The organism is Actinoplanes italicus, from assembly GCF_003001815.1.
GTDB lineage: Bacteria > Actinomycetota > Actinomycetes > Mycobacteriales > Micromonosporaceae > Actinoplanes > Actinoplanes italicus.
Map to the genome: position 1 here is coordinate 46,635 of NZ_PVMZ01000023.1, position 21,752 is coordinate 68,386.

20 protein-coding genes and 1 pseudogene are annotated in these 21,752 nt (G+C 69.8%); 10 read left to right on the top strand and 11 right to left on the bottom strand.

Translation table 11 applies throughout. From position 1 onward, the window contains the following. Nucleotides 1–6 precede the first annotated feature (6 nt). Nucleotides 7–369, top strand: a complete 363-nt coding sequence (locus tag CLV67_RS40390; RefSeq protein ID WP_106328356.1) for a VOC family protein — start codon at nt 7–9, stop codon at nt 367–369. Here the strand turns inward: CLV67_RS40390 and CLV67_RS40395 are convergent. Both CLV67_RS40395 and CLV67_RS40400 read right to left on the bottom strand, forming a co-directional pair. Further along, complete coding sequence (locus CLV67_RS40395) at nt 366–3,524, bottom strand: penicillin acylase family protein (RefSeq protein WP_106328358.1); 3,159 nt, start codon at nt 3,522–3,524, stop codon at nt 366–368. The genes CLV67_RS40390 and CLV67_RS40395 overlap by 4 nt on opposite strands. Before the next feature lie 73 nt (nt 3,525–3,597). Beyond that, complete coding sequence (locus tag CLV67_RS40400; RefSeq protein ID WP_106328600.1) at nt 3,598–4,320, bottom strand: dienelactone hydrolase family protein; 723 nt, start codon at nt 4,318–4,320, stop codon at nt 3,598–3,600. Between the two features lie 49 nt (nt 4,321–4,369). On the opposite strand from CLV67_RS40400, the gene CLV67_RS40405 reads away from it, so the two are divergent. Continuing rightward, a complete protein-coding gene (locus tag CLV67_RS40405; RefSeq protein ID WP_170154200.1) occupies nt 4,370–5,065 on the top strand; it encodes a DUF4184 family protein in 696 nt (231 codons plus the stop codon). Nucleotides 5,066–5,245: 180 nt separating this feature from the next. Here the strand turns inward: CLV67_RS40405 and CLV67_RS40410 are convergent, their stop codons facing one another. Further along, the gene (locus tag CLV67_RS40410; protein ID WP_239166747.1) at nt 5,246–6,307 is read right to left on the bottom strand and encodes a LacI family DNA-binding transcriptional regulator; all 1,062 of its coding nucleotides are present in this window, start codon (nt 6,305–6,307) and stop codon (nt 5,246–5,248) included. Between the two features lie 261 nt (nt 6,308–6,568). On the opposite strand from CLV67_RS40410, the gene CLV67_RS40415 reads away from it, so the two are divergent. Beyond that, on the top strand, nt 6,569–7,330 hold the full coding sequence (locus tag CLV67_RS40415) for an AbfB domain-containing protein (RefSeq protein WP_106328364.1): 762 nt from the start codon (nt 6,569–6,571) through the stop codon (nt 7,328–7,330). A gap of 38 nt (nt 7,331–7,368) precedes the next feature. Next, a complete protein-coding gene (locus CLV67_RS40420) occupies nt 7,369–8,022 on the top strand; it encodes a DivIVA domain-containing protein (RefSeq protein ID WP_106328366.1) in 654 nt (217 codons plus the stop codon). A gap of 68 nt (nt 8,023–8,090) precedes the next feature. On the opposite strand, the gene CLV67_RS40425 is transcribed toward CLV67_RS40420, so the two are convergent. Further along, complete coding sequence (locus tag CLV67_RS40425) at nt 8,091–9,053, bottom strand: RNA polymerase sigma-70 factor (protein ID WP_239166748.1); 963 nt, start codon at nt 9,051–9,053, stop codon at nt 8,091–8,093. Next, a complete protein-coding gene (locus tag CLV67_RS40430; RefSeq protein ID WP_106328368.1) occupies nt 9,050–9,523 on the bottom strand; it encodes a carboxymuconolactone decarboxylase family protein in 474 nt (157 codons plus the stop codon). The genes CLV67_RS40425 and CLV67_RS40430 overlap by 4 nt, the downstream gene beginning before the upstream one ends. 74 nt (nt 9,524–9,597) lie before the next feature. On the opposite strand from CLV67_RS40430, the gene CLV67_RS40435 reads away from it, so the two are divergent. The 3 genes from CLV67_RS40435 to CLV67_RS40445 all read left to right on the top strand — a co-directional run bounded on the left by CLV67_RS40435 (nt 9,598) and on the right by CLV67_RS40445 (nt 11,681). Beyond that, nucleotides 9,598–10,071 (top strand): 2'-5' RNA ligase family protein, encoded by a 474-nt coding sequence (locus tag CLV67_RS40435; RefSeq protein WP_239166749.1) that lies wholly within the window; start codon nt 9,598–9,600, stop codon nt 10,069–10,071. A 188-nt stretch (nt 10,072–10,259) separates the two neighbouring features. Continuing rightward, complete coding sequence (locus tag CLV67_RS40440; RefSeq protein WP_106328370.1) at nt 10,260–10,844, top strand: Ltp family lipoprotein; 585 nt, start codon at nt 10,260–10,262, stop codon at nt 10,842–10,844. Between the two features lie 303 nt (nt 10,845–11,147). Beyond that, nucleotides 11,148–11,681 carry a DUF6817 domain-containing protein gene (locus CLV67_RS40445; protein ID WP_106328372.1) on the top strand — a complete coding sequence of 178 codons (534 nt, stop codon included), beginning with the start codon at nt 11,148–11,150 and terminating at the stop codon, nt 11,679–11,681. On the opposite strand, the gene CLV67_RS40450 is transcribed toward CLV67_RS40445, so the two are convergent. The 3 genes from CLV67_RS40450 to CLV67_RS40455 form a co-directional block, all read right to left on the bottom strand. Then, entirely contained in the window at nt 11,637–12,716 is a 1,080-nt protein-coding gene (locus CLV67_RS40450; RefSeq protein WP_106328374.1) for an acyl-CoA dehydrogenase family protein, read from the bottom strand. The genes CLV67_RS40445 and CLV67_RS40450 overlap by 45 nt on opposite strands. Before the next feature lie 22 nt (nt 12,717–12,738). Next, on the bottom strand, nt 12,739–13,035 hold the full coding sequence (locus tag CLV67_RS51400) for a hypothetical protein (RefSeq protein WP_146169494.1): 297 nt from the start codon (nt 13,033–13,035) through the stop codon (nt 12,739–12,741). 65 nt (nt 13,036–13,100) lie between these two features. Further along, a complete protein-coding gene (locus tag CLV67_RS40455; RefSeq protein ID WP_106328376.1) occupies nt 13,101–13,925 on the bottom strand; it encodes a CE1 family esterase in 825 nt (274 codons plus the stop codon). A 76-nt stretch (nt 13,926–14,001) separates the two neighbouring features. Between CLV67_RS40455 and CLV67_RS40460 the strand changes: the two genes are divergently transcribed. Further along, nucleotides 14,002–14,583, top strand: coding sequence for a TetR/AcrR family transcriptional regulator (locus CLV67_RS40460; protein WP_106328378.1), 582 nt, complete (start codon nt 14,002–14,004; stop codon nt 14,581–14,583). A gap of 88 nt (nt 14,584–14,671) precedes the next feature. Beyond that, nucleotides 14,672–15,316, top strand: a complete 645-nt coding sequence (locus CLV67_RS40465; RefSeq protein ID WP_106328380.1) for a hypothetical protein — start codon at nt 14,672–14,674, stop codon at nt 15,314–15,316. Nucleotides 15,317–15,875: 559 nt separating this feature from the next. Here CLV67_RS40465 and CLV67_RS53885 read toward each other — a convergent pair. The 3 genes and pseudogenes from CLV67_RS53885 to CLV67_RS40480 all read right to left on the bottom strand — a co-directional run. Continuing rightward, a pseudogene (locus CLV67_RS53885) lies at nt 15,876–16,177 on the bottom strand (transposase); the annotation flags it as partial. A 483-nt stretch (nt 16,178–16,660) separates the two neighbouring features. Then, complete coding sequence (locus CLV67_RS40475) at nt 16,661–18,253, bottom strand: xylulokinase (RefSeq protein ID WP_106328382.1); 1,593 nt, start codon at nt 18,251–18,253, stop codon at nt 16,661–16,663. A gap of 2 nt (nt 18,254–18,255) precedes the next feature. Beyond that, nucleotides 18,256–20,478 (bottom strand): aminotransferase class III-fold pyridoxal phosphate-dependent enzyme, encoded by a 2,223-nt coding sequence (locus CLV67_RS40480; protein ID WP_106328384.1) that lies wholly within the window; start codon nt 20,476–20,478, stop codon nt 18,256–18,258. A gap of 126 nt (nt 20,479–20,604) precedes the next feature. Between CLV67_RS40480 and CLV67_RS40485 the strand changes: the two genes are divergently transcribed. Next, nucleotides 20,605–21,747, top strand: a complete 1,143-nt coding sequence (locus CLV67_RS40485) for a PucR family transcriptional regulator (RefSeq protein WP_106328386.1) — start codon at nt 20,605–20,607, stop codon at nt 21,745–21,747. Nucleotides 21,748–21,752: the final 5 nt, after the last annotated feature.

Here is a 21,752-nt window from a genome sequence, read left to right on the forward strand (position 1 = left end):
ACCACCATGGCTATCGCCACCTACGCCGGATTCTCGCTCGACTGTGACGACCCGGTCGCGCTCGCCGATTTCTACGTGAAGCTGCTCGGCATGGAGGTCAGCTACACCAGCGACGAGTTCGTCTTCCTGGGCGGGACCGGCAACGGGATCGGCTTCGTGAAGATCGACAAGTACGTGCCACCGACCTGGCCCCAAGCCGACGTGCCGAAGCAGGCCCATCTGGAGCTGAGCGTCGCGGATCTGGAAGCCGGCGAGGCGGCGGTGCTCGCCATCGGCGCCACCAAGCCGGACTTCCAGCCGCAGCCGGATCGCTGGCGGGTCCTGCTCGACCCGGCCGGCCACCCGTTCTGCATCTCCGTGATGAGCTAGCGCCCGTACACCTCGATCTCATAGGTGGACAGGCCGTACTGGGTCGCGCGGGTGACCCCGGTCAGGCGGACGTAACGCGCGGTGCTCGCGGTGAGCGCCACGACGTCCTCGCCTCCGTTACCTCCGGTGACGGAGGCGACCTGGGTCCAGCTTGTCCCATTGGCCGAGGTCTCTATCCTGTACGCCGACGCGTACGCGGATTCCCAGAAGACCCGCACGCGTCCCACCGGCACGGACGAGCCCAGGTCGATCCGGATCCACTGCCCGTCCGCCCATTCGCTGGCCCACCGGGTCGACATGTTGCCGTCGACCGCGTTGGCCGCCGCGTTGCCCGACTGGCTGCCGGACGCGGTGACGCTCCGGCCCGCCGCCAGGTTGGCGAGGTTGTCCCCGCGCTTGGCCGGGAACGAAACGACCTGCTGGTAGGTGGGCCGGTTCTGCCACCCGATCAGATTGTGGGTGATGCCGCCGAGCGGGGACTGCAGGATGGCGTCGGCGCACCACTGGTTGCCGGCCGCGCAGTGGTCGTCGGCCGGGTAGGTGGTGGCCGCCGGCTCGGCGATCGCCGCGGACAGGCTGGTCAGCAGTGCGCTACGGCAGGCACTCGCGGTCCCGGCGCCGCAGTACTCAGTCGACCAGTTCGGCACGCTGTCGCCGAGGACGGCCCGCAGGTCCTTCTCGACCCAGCCCCACCAGCCGTACTGGAAGGAGCTGCCCTTGTGGCCCTGAGCCGTGTTCGCCGAGTGCGGCAGCGACGACACCTGGCCGGTCTGCTTCCCCGACGGTGACTCGTTGATCTGCAGCGTGTCGACCAGTGCCGTGTAGAGCCCGGTGCCGAGCCCGCTCTGGAACTGCGCCTGCACGAGCCGCGGCCACCACGCGTCGAAGATCCGGATCGCTTCGGCGTCGGCGTACACCTTGCTACCGGACGCCGTCTCCCTGCGCAGCGCGCCGTTGGCCAGCCAGGTGCGCAGCTTGGCGACGGCGGCGGCCTGCGTGGCGTCGGTGACCGTGGCGGTGTCGATCATCCGGAGCAGGCTGGGCAGCACCTCCTTGCCGCGCAGGTCGGTCAGTCCGGCCTGCTGCACGATCTTGAGCAGCGACGCCCGGTCGTACTTGGTGCCGGCGGCGATCCCGGCCTTGAGCGGCGCGTCCAGCAGGTCACCGCGGTGCACCGAGGAGAAGCTGAAGTTGCCGTCGGCCGCTGAGTACCCGGCCGCCTGCTTGTTGTTCCAGCTCACGAAGTAGTCCTGGTTGACCGCCTGCACGTGGGCCGAGGCGGGGCGGACTCCGGTCCACTGACTCGCGGCGTCGCCCCAGGCGGGCAGGTTCGGGTCGGCCGTGGACGGGCGGATCGGCTCGGTGCCGGAGGTGAACATCGCGGTGTCGGCCGAGTTCACGTAGAACCAGTTGAACGCGAACGCGATGTTTGCCGCCGAGTTCTGGAACGCGGCGGGCGTACCCATCTGATCGGGCTCGTTGAACATCTGGAAACCGATCGCCGAATCGGCCTCGTGACCGTAGGTGGACCTCTTCGCGGCGAACGCCACCGGCACACCGCCGACCTTGCCGCGCCACGTGACCAGGCCGTAGTTCGTGCGCTGCACGGTGAGCCGGTAGGACCCGGCCGGGGTCGAGTCGGCGGTCGTCGGCGCCCACGAGTTCGTCCTGGTCAGTGCCTCCATCGCGGTGCACGTGCCGTTGTGCAGGTAGTGCGCCGAAGCCGTGGTGGGCGTGCTGCCGTCCGGGTTGCACAGGCGGATGGCGTACGTGTCGGTGATGTCCTGCACCGACGAGGTGGCGCTCCACGCGTAGTCCGGGCCGCGGCCCAGCAGCGTGTAGAGGTTGAGCCCGCTGAACGCGACGCCGCGGCTGCTGATCCCCGGTCCCTGCAGCTCCTGGAGCATGAGCAGCTGCGGGGCGAAGTAGCCGGTCTGCGGCCCGAACACGGCGACCGGGTGACCGGTGGCCGAGTTGGCGGCGTTGACGACCGCGGCGTTCGACATGCCCCGGTGCGTGCTGCCGATGGTCAGGGTGCTCAGCGAATCGGCGATGGCACTGGTCCCGCTCACACCCGTGGCGGCCGACCCGGTGCGGTCGTAGACCAGCGGTTCGGACGTCGCGGTTCCGGCGTCCGGCATGGCGACCCCGGAGGCATTCGGATTTCCCTGGCTGTACGGGAACGACTGCCCGGCATGCAGGGTGACCACCGCCTCCGGGTCGTTCTGTGACCGGAACTGCTGCCACACCTGGTCACCGATCGTGGTGCCGTACTTGGCGCGGGCCGCGATCCGCACGAGCGCCGACTGCATCTCGTTGCCGCCACCGCCGCCGAACAGCCCACCGATCACACCGGCGATCGCGATCAGGTCGGTCGCCACGAAGTCGACCGGGCCGCCCGCGTTGGTGACCGAGTCGAGGTGACCGGTCAGCACGTACTCACCCGGGCAGTCACGGGCCGCCATGCAGTCGTCGATGTACCTGTTGATGCCGGCCAGATACTGCTGCACGTCGTCGTAGAGCTGCGCTCCCCTCGTACCGGATGCCCTCAAGCCGTTGATCTGGTTCTGAAGATCCGCCTCGGTGTAGGGGGAGTTGCGCCAGACGCTCTGCTCGAGATCGCGGTTGCCCTCGGCGCCGCCCGCGAAGCTGGTGAGGCTGCCGCGGGCCACGTGCCGCATCAGGTCCATGAGGAACAGCCGGTCCTGCGCGCCCGCGTAACCGGCGCCGAACATCGTCCCGGCCCGGGTCGTGCCGGTGATGTGCGGGATGCCGAGCTGCCTGTCGCGGACGATCTTGACGTCCGGGCGTGGCGTGACCGTGCTGGCCACGTTGGCGGCGGCGACCCCGTAGGAGGCGTCGTTGAAGAACGAGTTGATCTGTCCCGGGGTCAGCCCGGTGTAGCTGTAGGTCAGGTTCGCGTAGGGGGCGAGCTGGTTGGTGGAGTTCGCCGGCATGGTGCCGAACACCTGGTGGGCGAGGATCGCCGCGAGGTCGGCGTCGCCGTTCTGCCCGGGCGGCAGGATGTCGGAGCACTCGCCGAGGCAGTAGTCGTTGGTCGCGAACGCCGCCGTGGCCGGCTGCGCGCCGGCCACGGTCAGCGCGGCGGGAATCAGGAGGAGGGAGGCAGCGAGGAGAGAAAGGCGCCGGCGCATGGGGAGTCCCTTCGGGTACGCCAGAAAACGCGAAACTTTCTCGCCGATGCTAAGACATTGACGAATGTGAAATCTAGGTTTCGCGGAAGAAGGCGACCGCCTCGATCAGGGCCCGATCGGTGAGCGCCGGATCGTGCCGCGGACCCACGTCACGCATGAACGCGTGCTCCCCGCCGGTGTAGACGTGCAGCTCCAGATCGGTCAGCCCCGCCGCGTAGAGCCGCTGCAGGATGTCGAGCCGGGCGTCCGCGGGCACATGCGGGTCCTGACTACCGAAAACGATCAGCAGCCGGCCCCGGATGTCGGCGGCCCGTTCCATCGACCCGGCATCCGCGTCGGCGCCCAGAGCGCCGTTGTGCAGGCCGGTCGGATAGAAGCAGACCGTCGCCTTCACCCGCGGATCGAATGCCGCCCGGAACGCCAGATGCCCGCCGATGCAGAACCCGGTCACGAACAGGTCCGACACGTCCGGCCGTGACTCCAGATAGTCCAGCACTGCTGCCCGGTCCGCGTCGAACGACGCCGTCGTGGTGGCGGCCGCGCCCGCAAGCCCGTGCCGCTTGCCCTCGTCGTCGAACTCCAGCGCCACCCCGGCCAGCGGCCCGTGCGGGTAGATCTCCGGCACCACCACCACGAACCCGTCCGCGGCCAGCCGCCGGGCCGTGCGCAGCGTCGACTCGGTCAGCTGGAAGATGTCGGTGTAGAGCAGCAGCCCCGGCCATTCCCGGTCGCCGACCGGCCGGATCACGATCGCCCGGATATCGCCCACCCGGGTCTCTTCCTCAAGCAACTTCATGATCAGCACATTAGGGGCAGGGTGGGGCCGGTTGGCTATCGTGCGGACGGTGCCGAGTACATTTCCTACGCATCCCGCCGGAATCCTGCCCCTGAAGCTGTGGCGTCCCCGCTGGTTCGACGGCGTCGCGCTGGTGCTGGGAGCCGCCTCACCCGACATCGCGTACCTCGTCGACGGCAGCGGGCTGCCGGTCTGGCCGCTCTCGCACCAGCTGCACGGCCTGATCCTCTTCTGCCTGCCGGTGACGTTGCTCGGCTGCCTTCTCGTCCGCCGGGCCGCCCCCGTCGTCGCCGCGCACCTGCCCGCGGGTGGCCCGTTCGCGCTGCGCGACTACGGGGCGTTGCGCTCGTCCGGGCACGCGTGGTGGATCACCGCCATCTCGGCCGTGATCGGCGCGGCCAGCCATCTGCTGCTCGACGGGCTGGAGGCGTGGGTGCCGGCTATCGAGTACCCGGCGCACCTGGTCGGGCTGGTCGCGATGCTGGCGCTGGCCGCGGTGATCGGGCGGCGGCGCCTGGTGCACCGCTGGCACGGCCCGGCGCCTTCGGCCCCACGGCATCCGAGCCTCTTCTGGTCCGTCGTGGTCGCGGTCGCACTGCCGGGGCTCGCGGTGGTCCCGTTCCTTCCGGCGGCCTTTCTGCCGCACACCACGGGCGTACGGGTACTGACCGCGCTCGCCGTGGCCCTGCTCGTCGCCGCCGCGGTCACCGGCCGCCGCCGGACTCCGCACCTCGTCAACGGCTAGCCCGCTTCACCCCGTGGTGACCTGTGGCTCGCGGGTGGGTGTAGGTCACCACGCAGGGGGGCGGCGTTCAGGCGTGTGGTGATGTGTGGCTCGCGGGTGGGCGTAGGTCACCACGCAGGGGGCGGCGTTCAGGCGTGTGGTGATGTGTGGTGCGGAGCGGACCATGGATCACCGCGCGGTTCAGCGGGGCGGGTCGGCGGGGTCGGGGCGGAGCTCGCCGGAGCCACGGCGGATCAGGGTGGTCGGGATCCAGTGCTCGGCCGGTGGAGTGGTGTCGCCGTCGATGCGGCGGAACAGGGCCTGTGCGGCGGTGCGGCCCATCGACGCCGGATCCTGGGCCACCACGGTGATCGCCGGCTCGAGCAGGTCGGCCAGCGGGAAGTCGTCGAAGCCGACCAGGGCCACGGTGCGGTGAAGGCCGAGGCGGCGCAGTGCGCGCACCGCGCCGACGGTCACCGCGTTCTGGCCGGTGAAAAGGGCGGTCGGCGGGTCCGGGCGGTGGAACAGTTCCAGCACGCGGCTCTCGGCGAGCGCCTCGGAACCCAGGTCGGAGAGGATCAGGCGATCCTCGGGCTCGATGCCGGCCTCACGCAGGCCGGCCAGGTAACCCTCCTGGCGGAGCTTGGCCGTCGGGATCCGGACGTGGTCGCTGAGGCACGCGATCCGGCGGTGTCCGTGTGTGATCAGGTGCCGGGTGGCCTCGGTGGCGCCCAGGACGTTGGTGGCCAGCACCGTGTCGCCGGGGAAGCCGTGACCGGGGCGGTCGACGAAGACCACCGGGGTGTCCACCCGCAGCTCCGACGCCAGATAGCTCTGGTCAGCGCTGACGGTCGCCATGATCAGGCCGTCGGCGCGGCGCATGGTGATGGCGCGGGCCAGTTCACGTTCGCGTTTGGAGCACTCGTCGAGACTGCCGGTGATCACCTGTACGCCGCGGTCACGGGCCTCGTCGTCCACGGCCCGGTGCAGGGTGGCGAAGAACGGATTGCCGACGTCCTTGAGCAGCAGCGCGATCATCTCGGTACGGCGATCGCTGCGCCGCAGGGTGCTGGCCCCGATGTCGGGGCTGTAGTTGAGGATCTCGATCGCGCTGCGCACCTGGGCGACCAGCAGAGGGGAGACGTTCTCCTCGTTGTTGACGACACGGGACACCGTCTTGAGGCTGACCTTCGCGATCTTCGCGACGTCGTTCATCGTGGGCCGGCCGCTGCCCCGCCCACGGGACGTTCGTTCCGGTGCCACGCCGCTCCTCGCCCCCGTGATGCCGCCGGCTCTCACCCCCGGATGCTGACCGGCTAAAGAGTAAACGCCCCGCCAGAGCCGGACAACGATGTCAGTGCAGCGCGATCGTCGATACGCTTCGCTGACCACGGTTGACAAACCTGCCTGAAACAATCAGTTGACAACGATGGGTGGCTCGCGTTCACTCCGTTGACAACGTTGTCAGGGACGCGTTGCCACCCCGACCACAGACCTTTGTCGTGACCAGGAGCCCCACACCAGATGACGAAGGCCGACGACCTCGAAACGGTCCCGCCGCCGCCACGACCGTCCCGCCGCCCGGTGCTGATGCTCGTCGGGGCGACCGCTCTGGCCGTGCTCGGCTACGGCGTCGCGGCGATCGTGGTGCTCGGCGAGGAACCGTCTCAGCCACCGGTGTTCGCGCAGCCGCCGCCACCACGCTCGTCGCCCGCCGTGGAGACACCGCCCGTCTCCCTGCTTCCGGCGCCGCCCACCGAGCCGGCCGAGCCCACCCGCGACGTCGAGGGGGTTCGCGCCGAGGGCACCGGCCGGCCCGGTCGCGGCACGGCCACCCCGAGCCGGACGGCCGCCTCACCCGTGCCGGACCCGGCCTTCACCGTCGGCCGCACCGTCGGCGTCGGGATGGCCGGGGTGAACGGATACCGGCTGCGCAACCGTGACTTCGTCGCCCGGATCGAGGCCGACGGCACGGCCAAGGGTCCGAGCGGGCGGTTCACCGTGCGGCAGGGGCTCGGCGACGGCCGTTGCGTCTCGTTCGAATCGGCCGAGTTCCCCGGCTTCTATCTGCGGCATCGTAACTACGTCCTGCTGGTGGAACGGGCCGAGCAGAACGACCTTTTCCGGTACGACGCCACGTTCTGCCCGGTGGCGTCGGCGGGCGGGTTCGCGCTGCGCTCGGTGAACTTTCCCGACCATCACCTGATCCACGCCGACGGGCTGGTCCGCCTCGTCCCGTCGGCGCCCGTGCAGGCGACCGTGTTCCGCGCCCTGCCCCCGATCTGACCGCGCCCTGTACGCCTGCACGCCGAACGGAATCCACCATGCCCCTCACCCCGGCGGACATCCACAACATGGAGTTCCGCGACCCCCTCCCGGGTGAACGCGGCTACGACAGAGAGCAGGTCGACGCGTTCCTCGGCGTGGCCGAGCGAGCCTTCACCCGCCTCAACGGCCAGAACCGCGCGCTGCGCGAACGCCTCCAGCGGGCCGCGCCGGAACCGGAGGCGGCCGGTGTCGCCGCCGGTCTCGCGGCGGAGCTGGAGCGGACGCGGGCCGAGCAGGCGCGGGCCGAGCAGCGGGCCCGCACACTCGAGGCCGAACTCACGCGAGCCCGGGAGGAAGCGCGAGCGCGTGAGGGGGCCCGGGAGGAACAGCGGCCCTCCGAAGGCGGTGACCGCGTGCTGGCCGTCGCCCGGCGCCACGCCGACGACCATCTGCGTGAGGCCGAGCAGAAGGCCCGGGAACTGCTCGACGCCGCGCGCGCCAAGGCCGACCAGGTGACCAGCGACGCCGAGCTCCGGGCCGCCACCATCGACGGCGATGCCCGCCACCTGCACGCCACCGCGGTGCACGGCCTGGCCGCCGAACGTGAGGCCGCGCTCGTCGAGATCGAACGCCTGACCGGGCTGCTCCGTGAACGCCACGCACGGATGCGCGATCTGATCGAGGATCGGCTGCACGAGTTGGGTGGGTAGCCCTCAGCCACCGCATCCGGCCCGGCGGTCGCGCTGCGGCCTTGCGCCGCAGCCCCGTCGCGCCGACGCTACGGGACTGTCCGGGCTGCGTTTGAAGGCTGCTCCTTCCGTACCATATGGTCCGGTTCTCGGCGAAGCCCCAGATTCGAGACCGGACCGAGATGGCCGAGTTTGTCGGGGTTGACCACCGACCTCGCCACATGGACCATGCCGTCGGCCACGTCCAGCGACATCACCGCCACCACCCGGTCGCCGGCGTCGCGGAAGACCGCGCCCGGCTGGCCGTTCACCCAGGCCGGGCTGAGGGTGACGCCGATCCGCAGGAAGCGGCGGAAGAGGCCGGCGAAGAGCCGGGCCACCGCGAGCCGGCCCACCGGCGGAGTCGCCAGGGCCTGCGCCTTGCCGCCGCCGTCGCCGATCAGCACCACGTCCGGTGCCAGCAGCTCCATCAGCACGTCGATGTCGCCGCCGGCCGCCGCGGTGAAGAAGCGGTCGGCGAGTTCGGCGGCCTCGGCCCGGCGTGCGCCGCTGCCGGCTTCGGGCGGACCGGTGTGGATACGCTGCCGGGCCCGGGTGAAGATCTGGCGGCAGTTCGCCTCCGACCTGCCGACCAGCCCGGCGATCTCCGGGTAGCCGTAGCCGAACACCTCACGCAGCATGAACACCGCCCGTTCGACGGGCGACAACGACTCCAGCAGTACGAGGAACGCCATCGACAGTGAGTCGGCGAGTTCGGCGTGCTCGGCCGGACCCGAGTCGACCAGCGGCTCCGGAAGCCACGCGCCGACGTACGTCTCGCGGCGTACCCGCGCCGACCCCAGGTGGTTGATGCCGAGCCGGGTCACGGCGGTCGTCAGGTACGCCTTCACGTTCGACACCGCGGTGCCCGACCGCTTCGCCTTGACCAGGCCGAGCATGGCGTCCTGCACGATGTCCTCGGCGTCGCCGACCGAGCCGGTCATGCCGTACGCGATGGAGAACAGCAGCGGCCGGTAACCGGCCGCCGCCGTCGTCTCGTCGATCGAGGTCACGCGAACTGACCCGGCTGGTACCACCCGGCCGGCTGCTGCACGATCACGTTGAACCGGTTGAACGCGTTGATCGTTGCGATCGTCGCCACCAGTGCCACCAGCTGGTTCTCGTCGTAGTGCTTCGCCGCGTTCGCCCACACCTCCTCGGGCACCCCGCCCGCGGCGTCCGCGATCCGGGTGCCCTGCTCGGCGAGTTCGAGCGCGGCCCGCTCGGCGTCGGTGAACACCGTCGCCTCCCGCCAGGCCGCCACCAGGTGCAGCCGCTGGGCGGTCTCACCGGCGGCGGCGGCGTCCTTGGCGTGCATGTCGACGCAGAACCCGCAGCCGTTGATCTGACTCACCCGCAGGAGCACCAGCTCCCGCGTCGACTCGGGCAGACCGGCGTCCTTCACCGCCTTACCGGCCGCGGTGAAGTGCTTCATGATCTTTCCGGCGACCGGGTTGCTGAACAGGTCGAGGCGAGCTTCCATGACTGACTCCTCTGTCGTGTTTAGTTGCTCGCCCTCTTAGACAGATCACGCCGCCGATCTGTGACAGTGTGAAAGTGACCGTGCTCACCATCGAGTTGCTGCTCGACGACCGCCTCGAATCCGCGGTCCGTGACCTGTGGGAATCGCTGCACGCCGCCGGGCTGCGCAGCCTCGCGACACACCGGCATCCCACCAACCGGCCGCACATCACGCTGGTCACCACCGGGTCGCTGGACGACCTGCCCGGACTCGACCTGCCACTGCCGGTCACTCTCGGGCCGGTTCACCTGCTCGGACGGGCGTTGGTGCGACCGGCCGAGTCCCCTGAGCTGCGTCTGCTGCATGCGCTGGTGTGGCGGTCGGCCGGTTCGATCAATCCGCTGTACGAGCCGTCGGCCTGGGTGCCGCACGTCAGCCTGGCCCTCAACCTGCCGGTTCCACAGCGGTCGGACGCTCTGGCGCTGCTGGCGGGCCTTCCCCCTCTGTCCGGCCACTGTGTCGCGGCCCGCTCCTACGACACCGAGGCCCGCACCGTCCACGAGCTGTAGCCGTGACCGTACTCACCGGCGTCCTCCCATCGGTCCGGCGAACCGGATCAACGTCCATGAGGTAGTCGTTCTTGAAGGCGGAGCCCCTGTACATCCAGCGGATTTGATCCGCATCCGGCGGCCTCTACTTTGGTGGCGGCCGCGAAGCGCACGTCCACGCTCCGGTTCGCACGCAAGGAGAAACTCTGATGTCCTTTCCCCAGTACGCTTCCGCCCCGGCTCCGAAGAGGCCGATGGGCCCGCACAAGAAGGCCGGTCTGGTCACTGGCGGCGTATTCCTCGGTCTGGTCATCATCGGCGCCGCCACCGGTGGGGGCGGCGGCACGCCCATCGCGACACCCGTCGCCGTGACCACCACCGCTGTGGAGATTCCCGCCGCGCCCATCGACACGCCGGAGCAGGCGGCGACCACCGAGCCCGCGGCCGCACCCACCACCGAGGCCACCACGGAGCCGGAGCCGGTTGCCGAGCCCACCAAGAAGCTGACCGTCGCCCAGGAGAACGCCGTCGAGAAGGCCGCCAGCTACCTCGAATTCTCGGCTTTCTCCCGTACGGGACTGATCAAGCAGCTCAAGTTCGAGGGGTTCTCCACCAAGGACGCCACCTTCGGCGTGGACGCGCAGAAGGCGAACTGGAACGACCAGGCCGCCAAGAAGGCAGCCGAGTACCTGGACTTCAGCTCGTTCTCGCGTTCGGGCCTGATCCGGCAGCTCAAGTTCGAGGGATTCACCACCAAGCAGGCCGAATACGGTGTCAAGAAGGCCGGTCTGTAGCCGGATGCGGGGTGGCGCTCCTCACGACCGGTACCTGTCCGTCACGACATCGGGTGTTCCTACCCGCCGTCCATTCTGATTCCGCCGCCGGCGGGAAGGACGAGGACCTTTCCGGCGGTACGGGGACGCGCCCGCCCCGCCACACTCACGCAGATGCCGTAGACGCGGGCATGACCGGTCCACCCGTTGACCCGGCCACCGCGTCCAGGGCTCCCATACGCGACACGCTGTCAGGGCGTCACGGATCGTGCAAACGGGTTGAGGGTGGTGGCGGTTCGTTGATCATGGTCGTACATTCGGGCCATGAGTGTCGATGCGGAAGTCCGGGCGTGGCTGCGGGAACGCGGAACCGAGACCGTCAAGCATCCGGGCGGCACCCTCTACGCCCACCTCTGCCGGGTCCAGCAGCGGCTCGCGGCACTCGGCCATGACCAGCACGTTCAGTTCGCCGGGCTGACGCACGCGGCCTACGGCACCGACGGGTTCGACCTGGCACTGCTGTTCTGGCGTGAACGCGAGACATTGCGCGATCTGGTCGGGCCGCACGCCGAAGAACTGGTCTACCTGTACGCCGCGTGTGATCGCGATCGGTCATGGCCCGACCTGGCGGCCACGCATCAGATCACCGACCGTTTCACCGGCACGGTGGTGCGGCTCGCCGACTGGCAGCTGACCCCGTTCGTCGATCTGTCGACCGTCAACGAGCTCGACGTGCTCGAACACGACCCGTCGCTGCTGGCCGAGCACCGCGATTACTTCACCGACCTGTTCACGGCCTGGGCGCCGATCACCTCACCAGCCGTGTCGACCGAGATCCGCCGCGTGCTCGCCCAGTGACGCCAGGTGGGTGAGCTGAGCCTCGCGGGTCAGCGGTGACTGCGCCTGGACCTGCAGGAACAGCGCCTGCCGGGCGTACATCTGCGCGGTGTCGCCGAGGCTGAGACCCCGCCCGGCACGGGCCGCGAGCAGGGCGCGGGTCAGGGCGGTCAGCGCGTCCCCGACGGCGATCTTGACGGCCAGGCGTTCGGCCACGCGGTGCGGGCCGCCACCGGCCCTCACGGCCTCGTCGGCCAGGCCGTAGGCCTCGGCGCGCATTCGCGCGATCGACGGGGTCCAGGTGGCTGCCACCGCTTGCGCCAGCGGGTCGGCCGAGGTTGCCAGCTCATCGAGTACGGCCGAAGCGAACCCGAAGAGGTGGGGCCGGGCGTCGCTGCCTGCGGCGTGATCGGCGTGCGCCCACTCGGCGAGTGTCTGGATCGCGAGGACGTGCTCGTCGGGCACCCGGACCGAGTCCAGCACGACCCGCTCGGTGCGGCTGCCTGCGACCGCGGCCAGTTCCAGGGGAGTGGCGTGCATGCCGTCACCGATCGGGAGCAGCGCCGTCACGACGGTCGCGGGCGGCTCGACGGCGGTCACCACGAGGGCCTGGTTCAGTCCCCAGCCGCTGACCCAGCTCACCGTGCCGCCGAAGTGCCATGCTCCGTCCGTACGATCGGCTCTGATGTATCTCTCGGGGTAGCGCCGCACATCGCTGACGCCTGCCCCGAGGACGATCTCGCCACGCAGCACCCGTTCGGCGAGGTCGCTCGCCGGTTTGCCGGCGGCGACGAGCCGGCCCACGAGGGACGCATGCTGCGCCCAGACGAGCCAGGTGTTGAGGCAGGCTCCGGCTAGGACTTCGTGCAGCTCACGGTCGTCGCCGCGGGAGAGTCCGGCGCCGCCGTACTCGACCGGGGCGAGATGGTTGAGCGCACCGAGCGAGCCGAGCTGTTCGAGGAACGCCGCGGGCACGGCGGAGCGGTCGGTGTGCAGGGCGGCGGGTCGCAGGACCCGGCCGGCGAACTCCCGGACGCTTTCGACGAGGGCATGCATCCCCCTCACCGTATCCGTCAGCTCAGCCGGACCAGGCCCGGGAGATCCAGATCCCGGCCTGTCCGGTACGGGCGTCCGCGCGCACATCGATCATCGCTAAAGTCGTGGGCCCGCGACGGACGTCTATGCGGGGGGATGGGTCACCGATGAAGTGGAACCCGAGGCGATCACACCGGAGGCCGTGCGTCAGGTGTTCGACGAACTCTGGACCGATACGCGCAAAGGCGGCCGGGACCGTCTCGAAGGCGCCGGTGCCCTGTTCGCCGCGGGCATCCTCAAATTCGAGTGGCTGGCCCTCGAGGACGGCGATCCGAAGCACTACCGGCACACCTGGTACGACGCGACGGTGTACGTGGTGGCCTATGTGCCGTGGCTGACAGCGGCTCAGAAGCCGAAGAACCCGGCGATCGCCCTCGCCGCGTCCAGATCGGTGGCGGTACGGCCCATCAGGGCGGGGGACGGCTTCGGTCCGGGGATGGTGTGCCCGCCGCCGTGCACGGTGTAGAGCGTCACCGGCGGGCGTCCGTCCTGCCGGTGGTCGGTGCGGCTCACGGTCGTCCTGCTCCGGCCGCCGGCCGGCAGTTCCGTCGTGACCGGGGGAGCGGTGATGCCGTTGCGGTGCGCGAAGTAGGCGGCGGTCTCCGGCGCGGACAGCATGCCGCCGCCCACCCGGAACGCGACGCGCGCCCAGGCGGCCATCTCGCCGCCGGCGTACGGCACGATCCGGTCCTTCGTGCCGTGGATCAGCAGCACCGGTTTCGGAACCACCGGCAGGCCGGGGACCAGCAGGTTGTCCGGCGCCGGCTGCTGGGCCGCGATGACGGCGCCGCCGGCGATGAGATCGGGGCGCTCGTGCAGCAGCCGGATGACCATGCCGCCGCCGTTGGAGTAGCCCGCGGCGTACGTCTCCCGGCCGTCGGCGGCCCGCTTGACGACGGCCTCGGCGAACGCCACGTCGTCGATGTCCTGCGTGCGGGCCGGGAAGCGACTGGCCTTGCGGGCGTCGTTCCAGTTGCCGCGGAACCCGTCCAGGTAGGCGACCGCGGTGCCGGGCAGGTGGTCGAAGGAGTCGCCGGTGAACTTCCGGAACACCCCGGCGTTCTGCGTGGAGCCGTGGAAGACCAGCAACAGCCGGTCGTAGTCGCCGCTGTCCGGGGTGACCAGCGTGTACGTGCGGGTGCGACCGCCCACGTCGATGGACTCCATCATTCGCCTCCCTGAAATGGATGACCTATCCGCTTCAACGTAGCACGAGGTGGATGAGCTATCCGGTTATGCTCGTCACGTGACGGTCTCCCCGCTGCGCAAGGACGCGGCCCGCAACTGGCAGCACATCGTCGACACGGCCCGGCGGTTCGTGGACGACGGGACACCGCTGCGCCTCAACGACGTCGCCCGCGTGGCGTCCATCGGCGTAGCCACCGTCTACCGCCATTTCCCCACCCCGGAGGCGCTGCTCGAGACGATCGCCCGGCCCGCCCTGGAACGCCTCGCGGAGGCGGCCGGCGAGGCTCTCGCCGGCGGGGACCCGTGGGAGGCGTTCGCCGGCTACCTGTCGGCCGGTATCGACGCCCAGCTGGCCGACGCCGCGGTCCAGCCGGTCGTCGCGGCCACGGAGCACGCGCTGCCCGAGACGGCAGAGCTGGTGAACCGCCTGACCACGACGAGCGGCCTGCTGCTCGACCGGGTTCGCGCCGCGGGCGCGGTCAGCGCCGACCTGACCCCCGAGGACGTCGTTCGCCTGATGTGCGGCGTGGTCTTCGCCGGTTCGGTGCACGCGACGCCGGACGAGAGGCCATTGTTGACCCGGCGGTACCTGGAGACGATGTTGCGCGGCCTCCGGCTGGCAGGTTGTGTGGAGGTTTAGCGCACGGCCTTCCACGGACGGCGGGAACGGGCGCACGATCTCCGCCATGAGTATTCGGGGGAATCTCAACGCCGATGGTGAAACGCGGATGACCTTCCTGTGGGATTCGGGCGATCCACCGGCCCCGGAGCCCGCCCGGCGCGGGACGCCGGTGTGGAGCCGTCGCGGGCTGCTCCAGATAGCCCTCAGCTGTGCCGGCTGGCTGCTGCTCGTCCCGCAGATCCGGCGCGCTCAAGCTCCTCTGGTCGGCGGCTTCTACGTCGGCGTGTCGATCCTGCTGGTGGCGTTCCTCCTGGTCGCCCTGGTGTCGATCACCGTCATCCTGACCGCCTGCGTGCAACGTTCATGGGGAGTGGCCGCGGTGAGCCTCGTCCTCACCGTCACCGCCATCGTCGTCGCCACCCGCCAGGACTCGCACGGCGACTACGTCGACCACCAGTACAGAAGCCATCGCGCCGCGCTGGCCGCACTGGCCGGGGAATACCGTGCCGGCCGCCTGAACGGCAGGCTGACCCTGCCGCCGGAGGTGCGCTCGCTGTCCCCGTCCGCCTACGCCTACGCCAGCCGTGACGTGCTCTTCGTGCAGATGTGGCAGAACTGGCGAGCCGAGTCGGGCACCGGCCTCGCCTACTTCACCACGCCACCCACCGCCCAGACCGTCGTAGCCACCGCCGAGGGCGACTTCGGCCGCCCGCAACGCGAGGTCGGCGACGGCTGGTGGTGGGTGTCCTGACTCGCCGGGTCGACCTCGACGCCAGTGCCGATCCTCAACGTCAGCCGCGTGACGTCAGAGCCCATGCCGGCGACCCGGAGCGTGAAACCATACGTGTCGATGGAGGAGGCGTGGGTTGATCCGGTTGTTCGGTCGCGGCATCAGGCGGAGATCAGTGCAGTCATGGTGGGGACTACCCGTGCCCGCGGATCTGCGGGTGGTGTCCAGCGACGAGCTGACGATGCTGATCAGCACCGCTGAGCAGCGAGGGTTCAGCCGCACCGCGAAGGGCCTTCATCCGCAAGGCGGGGAGACGTTCGCCTTGATGCCTTACCTCTTCGAGGGCTCTCCGGAGTCTTCGTGGATGTGCTTGGTCGTTCAGGTCAACGACTGGAATCCACCGCCCGGTTCCCGGCCTGAGGTCGCCTTCGGCCGTCTCGACATCGCGTTGCCCGACTTCAACTCCCTACGACGTGCCGGGCGGCACCAGCGAGACCAGATACTCCACTGGACAGCGTGGCTCGCCTCCAAACGCGGAGCAGCTTCTGGGAGTGGCGCTGAAACCGGCTGACACCTGGTACGCCACGACGCTGACCAGAGCCTGCTCGGCGCGGCGGCGGTGTTCCCGCAACCGGACCGTAGCCTCGGAACGGCCAGCTCGATGGTGCCGACTCTGGTGTCCCACTCCCGCCGGCGGTTGCCGTTGCGCGAGAGGTCCGCTCGGCTGTGCGTTCGCCGTAACCGGCACCGCGGAGGGCATCGGCCTCGGCGGACATCAACGCGTCGGCGAACGTCTTGACCAGGGACTGCAGCACATCAGGGCTCGCGGAGTCCGAATGCGCCCAGCAAACCGGCAAGGTCCGAACTCGGTTCTGCGGCCATCGCAGGTCTCTCCTTCGTGATCTTCAAGCAATCCGAGGGATCTGCGGTGGCCGCCCCGTTCATCACAGAAAGTCCGGGTCGTACACCTCTTCGGTGGACGTAACCACGGGCGGCAGCGCAACGCTGAGTGGGACGGGGCCGAGCGTGGTCGAACCGGGGCGCTGCGTCGGTTCAGTGAGCAGGAGCGGGCGACACCACCTCATTTGAAGGCCCGAGTCCCGGATGGCGCCGAGGCGACGGGGCCGCGCGAGGCAGGCGCCAGACCCTGATGTGGCCTGTGGCGGCCGGGTGCGGTGAAGTGCCAGGGCCTGTGGCGGCCCGGTGGGGTGAAGTGCCAAGGCCTGTGGCGGCCGGGTGGGGTGAAGTGCCAGGGCCCGTGGCGGCCCGGTGGGGCGATGAGCGGCGACAGGTGGCGGGGTAGTGGGCAGCGGGCGGGAGAGCCGGAGCCCGGGGCGGCCGGTGGCGGCCGGCCACCCCGGACGGTCAGGAGGCCGGGCTGTTCAGGCGGCGGTAGACCGGGGCCAGGCGTTTGTGCAGGTCCTGGTAGATGTCGTAGATCTCCAGGTATCGGGTGTGGTCGGCGCCCGGGGTGAAGACGTGGTCGTTTCTGGTCAGGGCTGGGATGTCGTTGAAGGAGATCAGGCCGGCGCCCACCGCGCCTATCCAGCCGGCTCCCCTGGCGTTCACGGTCACCGGGTTGGCGTCTCGGCGGATTTCTACGCCCAGGACGTCGGCGAAGATCTGGCACCACGAGTCTGAGCGGGCGGCTCCGCCGGTGATCACCATTGACTTGACCGGGGTGCCGAGGAATTTGTCTACGGCCCTGGCCAGCCAGCGTGTGTTCAGGGCTACGCCCTCGAAGACGGCGCGTAGCAGGTCGGAGCGGGTGGTGTCGAGGGAGATGTTCAGGAACGCGGCCCGGAGGTTCGGGTCGTCGACCGGGGCCCGTTCGCCGTACAGCCATGGGGTGTAGATCACGCCGTTCGCTCCGGCGGGGACACCTGGGATGATTTTGTCGAAGGCGTCGAAGATGGTGCCCTCGTCGCGGGAGACGTGGCCGGCGCTGACGATCGGGTCGTCGTATTCGACGATCTTGTCGCGCAGCCATGTGAGGTTGGCGCCGGCTGTGGCCTGCAGCGCCGTCATCAGGTACCGGTCGGGGATCGCGCACGGGATCGAGGCGATGCCGGTGGTTATGTCGGTCTTCTTTTTCGGCACGTGTGCGGCGATCCATGACGAGGTGCCCAGGTAGAGGTGGGTCTCGTTGTCGTGGATCGTGCCGGCGCCGATCGCCGCGGCGGTGTTGTCGATGGCGCCTGCCACGACCTGCACCGTGCGGGGGAGGCCGAGGTGATCGGCAGCGTGGGGGGCAAGCGTGCCGATCACCTCGGTGCAGGCCACGATCGGTGGGAACTTGTCGGCGTCGATCCCGCTGGCGGAGACCAAGGCGGGGGAGTACCGGATGGATGGGGCCTTCCGGTTGTCCGTCACCCACGAGGTCAGGATCGAGTCGACGGTCGCCACCGTGCGGCCGGTCAGCTTCAGATTGATCCAGTCGAGGACGTTGAGGAAGGTTCTGGTCTTTCTGTACACGTCCGGCATGTCGTCGCGGACGAGCAGCATGTGCGCAGCCGGGTCCTTACCGGTCACCGACGGCATGCCACCGGTCAGGCGCAGCCAGCGGGCGATTTTCAGGACCGACATCCCGTCGTACGACGGGAAGCCGCCGAACTGACGCCGGAGGTGCGGTGCCCCGCGCATGTCCAGCCAGCTGATGCACCTGGTCAGCGGGTTGCCGGCGGCGTCCACCGCGATCGTGCCCTCGCCCTGCGTCGACGAGCAGATCGTCGTTACCGCTCGCAGATGGTCCGGGAAGTCGCGGCCGAGGTCGGCGACGACCTCGGCCAGCGCGTCCCACCACGCGATCGGGTCCTGTTCGGCGCCGCCGCCGTGCAGCACGACGAGCGGGACCGGACGCTCGGCCCAGCCGGTCACCGTGCCGTCGGCGGCGACCAGCGCGGCTTTCATCCCCGACGTACCGAGGTCGATCGCCAGGATCTGCGGCGGGATGGCCAAGGTCAGACTCCCTCGACCTGCGCGAAGACCTGGTCGAAGCGGCTGAGCGCGTCGTCGATGACCTCGTCGGTGTCGGCCATCGAGGTGTACATGCGTGAACCGGCCAGCGTGATGATGCCGTGGGCGGCGTAGGCAGCGCCCATCTGCTCCATCAGCGTCTTGCGGCCCTTGTTCTCCTTGAACAGCTTGATCGGATTGCGCATGTCCAGCATCAGCACGCCGCTGGACTCCAGGTGCACGATCGAGCCCTGGTTGTAGGCGACGTACGGCAGGCCGTACTTGTCGATCAGCCTCTGCAGGCCGCGGGTCAGCCGGTCACCGGCGCGCCCGGCGATGACCGGGGCGTTGGTGCGGGCCATCTCCTGGATCGCGAAGTAGCCGGCCGCGCAGGACAGGGGGTTGGCGGACAGGGTGCCGCCGACCTGGATGTGCGCGCCGTGCTTGCCGTCGAGCCCTGAGCCGAACACCGCCATGACGTCGGATCGCCCGCCCACACCGCCGGCCATCGGGTAACCGCCGGAGACGGCCTTGCCGAACACGGTCAGGTCGGGGGTGACGCCGAAGTAGCCGGCCGCGCCGCCGAGGCCGGTGCGGAAGCCGGTCACCACCTCGTCGAAGATCAGCAGGGCGCCGAACTCGTCGCACAGCTTGCGGACGGCGGCGTTGTAGCCCTTCGGGACCGGGCGGGTGCCCGACTCGGGGCCGAGCGGCTCGACCACGACGGCCGCCGTGCCGCCACGCACCCGGTTCTCGATGAGCTTGCGCTTGAGCAGGCCCAGGTCGTGCGGGAACGCCTCACGGGTGCGGCCGGTCGCGCCGAACGGGATGCCCTTGGCGTTCATCCGGAACGAGCCGGGGACGCGCAGGCCGTAGACCATGGTGTCGGACCAGCCGTGATAGGCGCCGCCGACCTTGATGACCATCTTCTTCTTGGTGAACGCCCGCGCCGCGCGGACAGCGGCCATGACGGCCTCGGTGCCGGAGCCGAGCGACCGGTACATCTCGATGTGCGGCATGTACTGGTTGATGATCTCGGCGAGCTTCAGCTCGTATTCGTGGAACAGGCCCGTGACCGGGCCGGACTCGCGGATCACCTCGGCGACGCGCTCGTTGACCGGGGCGTAGTTGCTGCCCAGGATCGTCGGGCCGCCGGCCTGCAGGAAGTCGATGTAGACGTTGCCGTCGCGGTCGGTGAGGTAGGCGCCTTCGGCCTTGTCGACGGCCAGCGGGAACGGGTAGTTGAAGGCCAGGTTGTGCTGCACACCGCCGGGGATGCGCTTCTTGGCCCGCTCGGTGATCTCCTTGGAGGCCGTGCACTTAGTCTCGAAGTAGTTCAGCGTGTCGAGCAGGGCGTCGTGACGCAGACCGCGCAACGGCTGGGCGACCAGGGCCTTGAGGCGACGGATGGTGTCGTCCACGTCGAGATACTCGCTGATCGAGTAGCCGAGTTCGGCGGAACTCGCGGATTCGGCGGGCGCCTCGACGGTGCCGCTCGTGGGCAGCTCCTCCTCGTCGGGCACGCGGACCGGCTCGACGGCCTCGGTGATCTGCGCGGCGATCCGCTTCTCGTCCTTCTTCAGCTTGCTGAAGGCGATCTCACGGATCGTGTCGGGGATCGTGTAGACCTTGCCGGCCTCGCTGGTCAGCGCCATGAGGTAGGCGATCGACACCTTCTCCAGCAGCGCCATGTTGAACACCGCGCGGGCCGGGTCGGTGCCGAGCGCCACGACGCCGTGGTTGGCGATGATGAACGCGTTGTCGCCGCTCGCGACCTTCTTCTGCACGTTCTTCGCCAGGAAGCCGGTGCCGGACGGGGCGTAGTCGATGATCGCGACCTCTTTGCCGAGGAAGCGGACCTGCTCGTCGGTGAGCGCCGGGATCGGCTTGCGGAGGAAGGCCAGCGCGGAAGCATATGGCTGGTGGGTGTGCACGATCGCGTTGACGTCCGGCCGCTCGCGGTAGACGTTGGCGTGCATGCCGCACTCGATCGACGGGACCAGGCCGCCGGCGCCACCCGGGTCGGGCACGTGCTTGCCGTTGAAGTCGACGATGCAGATGTCCTCGACGCGCATCTTGTCGTAGTCGTAGTTGCTCGGCGTCACCGCGTAGAGCTCGTGGCCGGGGATGCGGACCGAGACGTTGCCCTCGGTCGCCTTCAGGTAGCCACGGTCGAGCATCGTCCGGCACATGTCGACGACGTGCTGGCGGGAAAGGCGATGTTTCACGGGCTGATCCTCAGGTCGCGGGGGTCCTACTCGAACCATCGTCGTCTGTGGGCCGCGCCGAAGCATCATCGGCGAAACAGCAAGAATCGCCGGGTTACTTAGCACGGCGTGACAAAATCGGTGGCGATGACTACACCCTGGCTCAACCTGCCCGGCGACTTCAAGATCGCCATGCGGCCCCGCCTGCCCGACGCGGTGCGGGCCATCTCCGACGCGGTCGGAGAGAACACGGGTGCCGCTGCCGCCGGTGAGAAGTTCCAGCGCGACGTGCGTACCGCCGTGAAGGTCGCCCTTGATCGTTTCGTCGATCTCGCCCGGACCGACGAGCCTGCCCTGCCGCCCCGCATCCGCGAGGTGTTCGTCGGGCTCGGCGCGGCCGAGGCCAGGGAGAACCGCGGCCCGGAGACCGTGCTCGCGTCGCTGCGGATCGCGGCCCGGCTGCTGCTGCGCGAGGCCACCCTGGCACTGAGCGAGCAGCGGCCGGTCAGCGTCGCCGAGGTGATCGACCTGGCCGACGCGACCAGCGCGTTCATCGACGAGCTGGCCACCGCCTGCACCGACGGCCTGGCCCGCCAGCTGCGCGAACAGGCCGGCGAGGGCGACCGGCGACGCCGTCAGCTCGCTGATCTGCTGCTCGCCGGGGGCAGCCCGCCCGAGGTCGTCCGGGAGGCCGCGGCCGGGATCGGCTGGCCCGCCGTCGACGCGATCGTCCCGGTGCTGCTGCCGCCTGACCAGGCCCGCGACGCCCGGTTCCGGTTCGGTGCGGACGGTGTCGTCGCCGAGCGCGGACGTGACGCCGTGCTGCTGCTGCGGGCCGGGGTCCGTGCCGAGCGAGCGGTGCTCGCCGAGGCACTGCACGGCCGGGACGCGGTCGTGGGGCCGGCGCTGTCGTGGACCGAGGTGCCGCAGGCCGTCCGGCTGGCCGAGCGCACCGCCGAGCTGATCACTTCCGGTCCTGAGCCGGTCTTCGTCGACGACCACTTCGCGGCGTTGGCGCTGCGCGGCGAACCCGGGGCGCTCGCGGTGCTCACGACACGGCGGCTGGCGCCCCTCGCGGGGCTTCGCGACAGCCAGCGCGAGGCGTTCCTGGTCACGCTTTCCAGCTGGTTACGGCATTGGGGATCGCGTACGGCCGTGGCCGCCGAGCTGTTCGTGCATCCGCAGACGGTCAGTTACCGGCTCAACCGCATGCGCGAGCTGCTCGGGGACGACCTGGACGATCCGCGGATCCGGTTCGAGCTGCAGCTGGTGCTCGCCTATCGGGCGTGACCGGG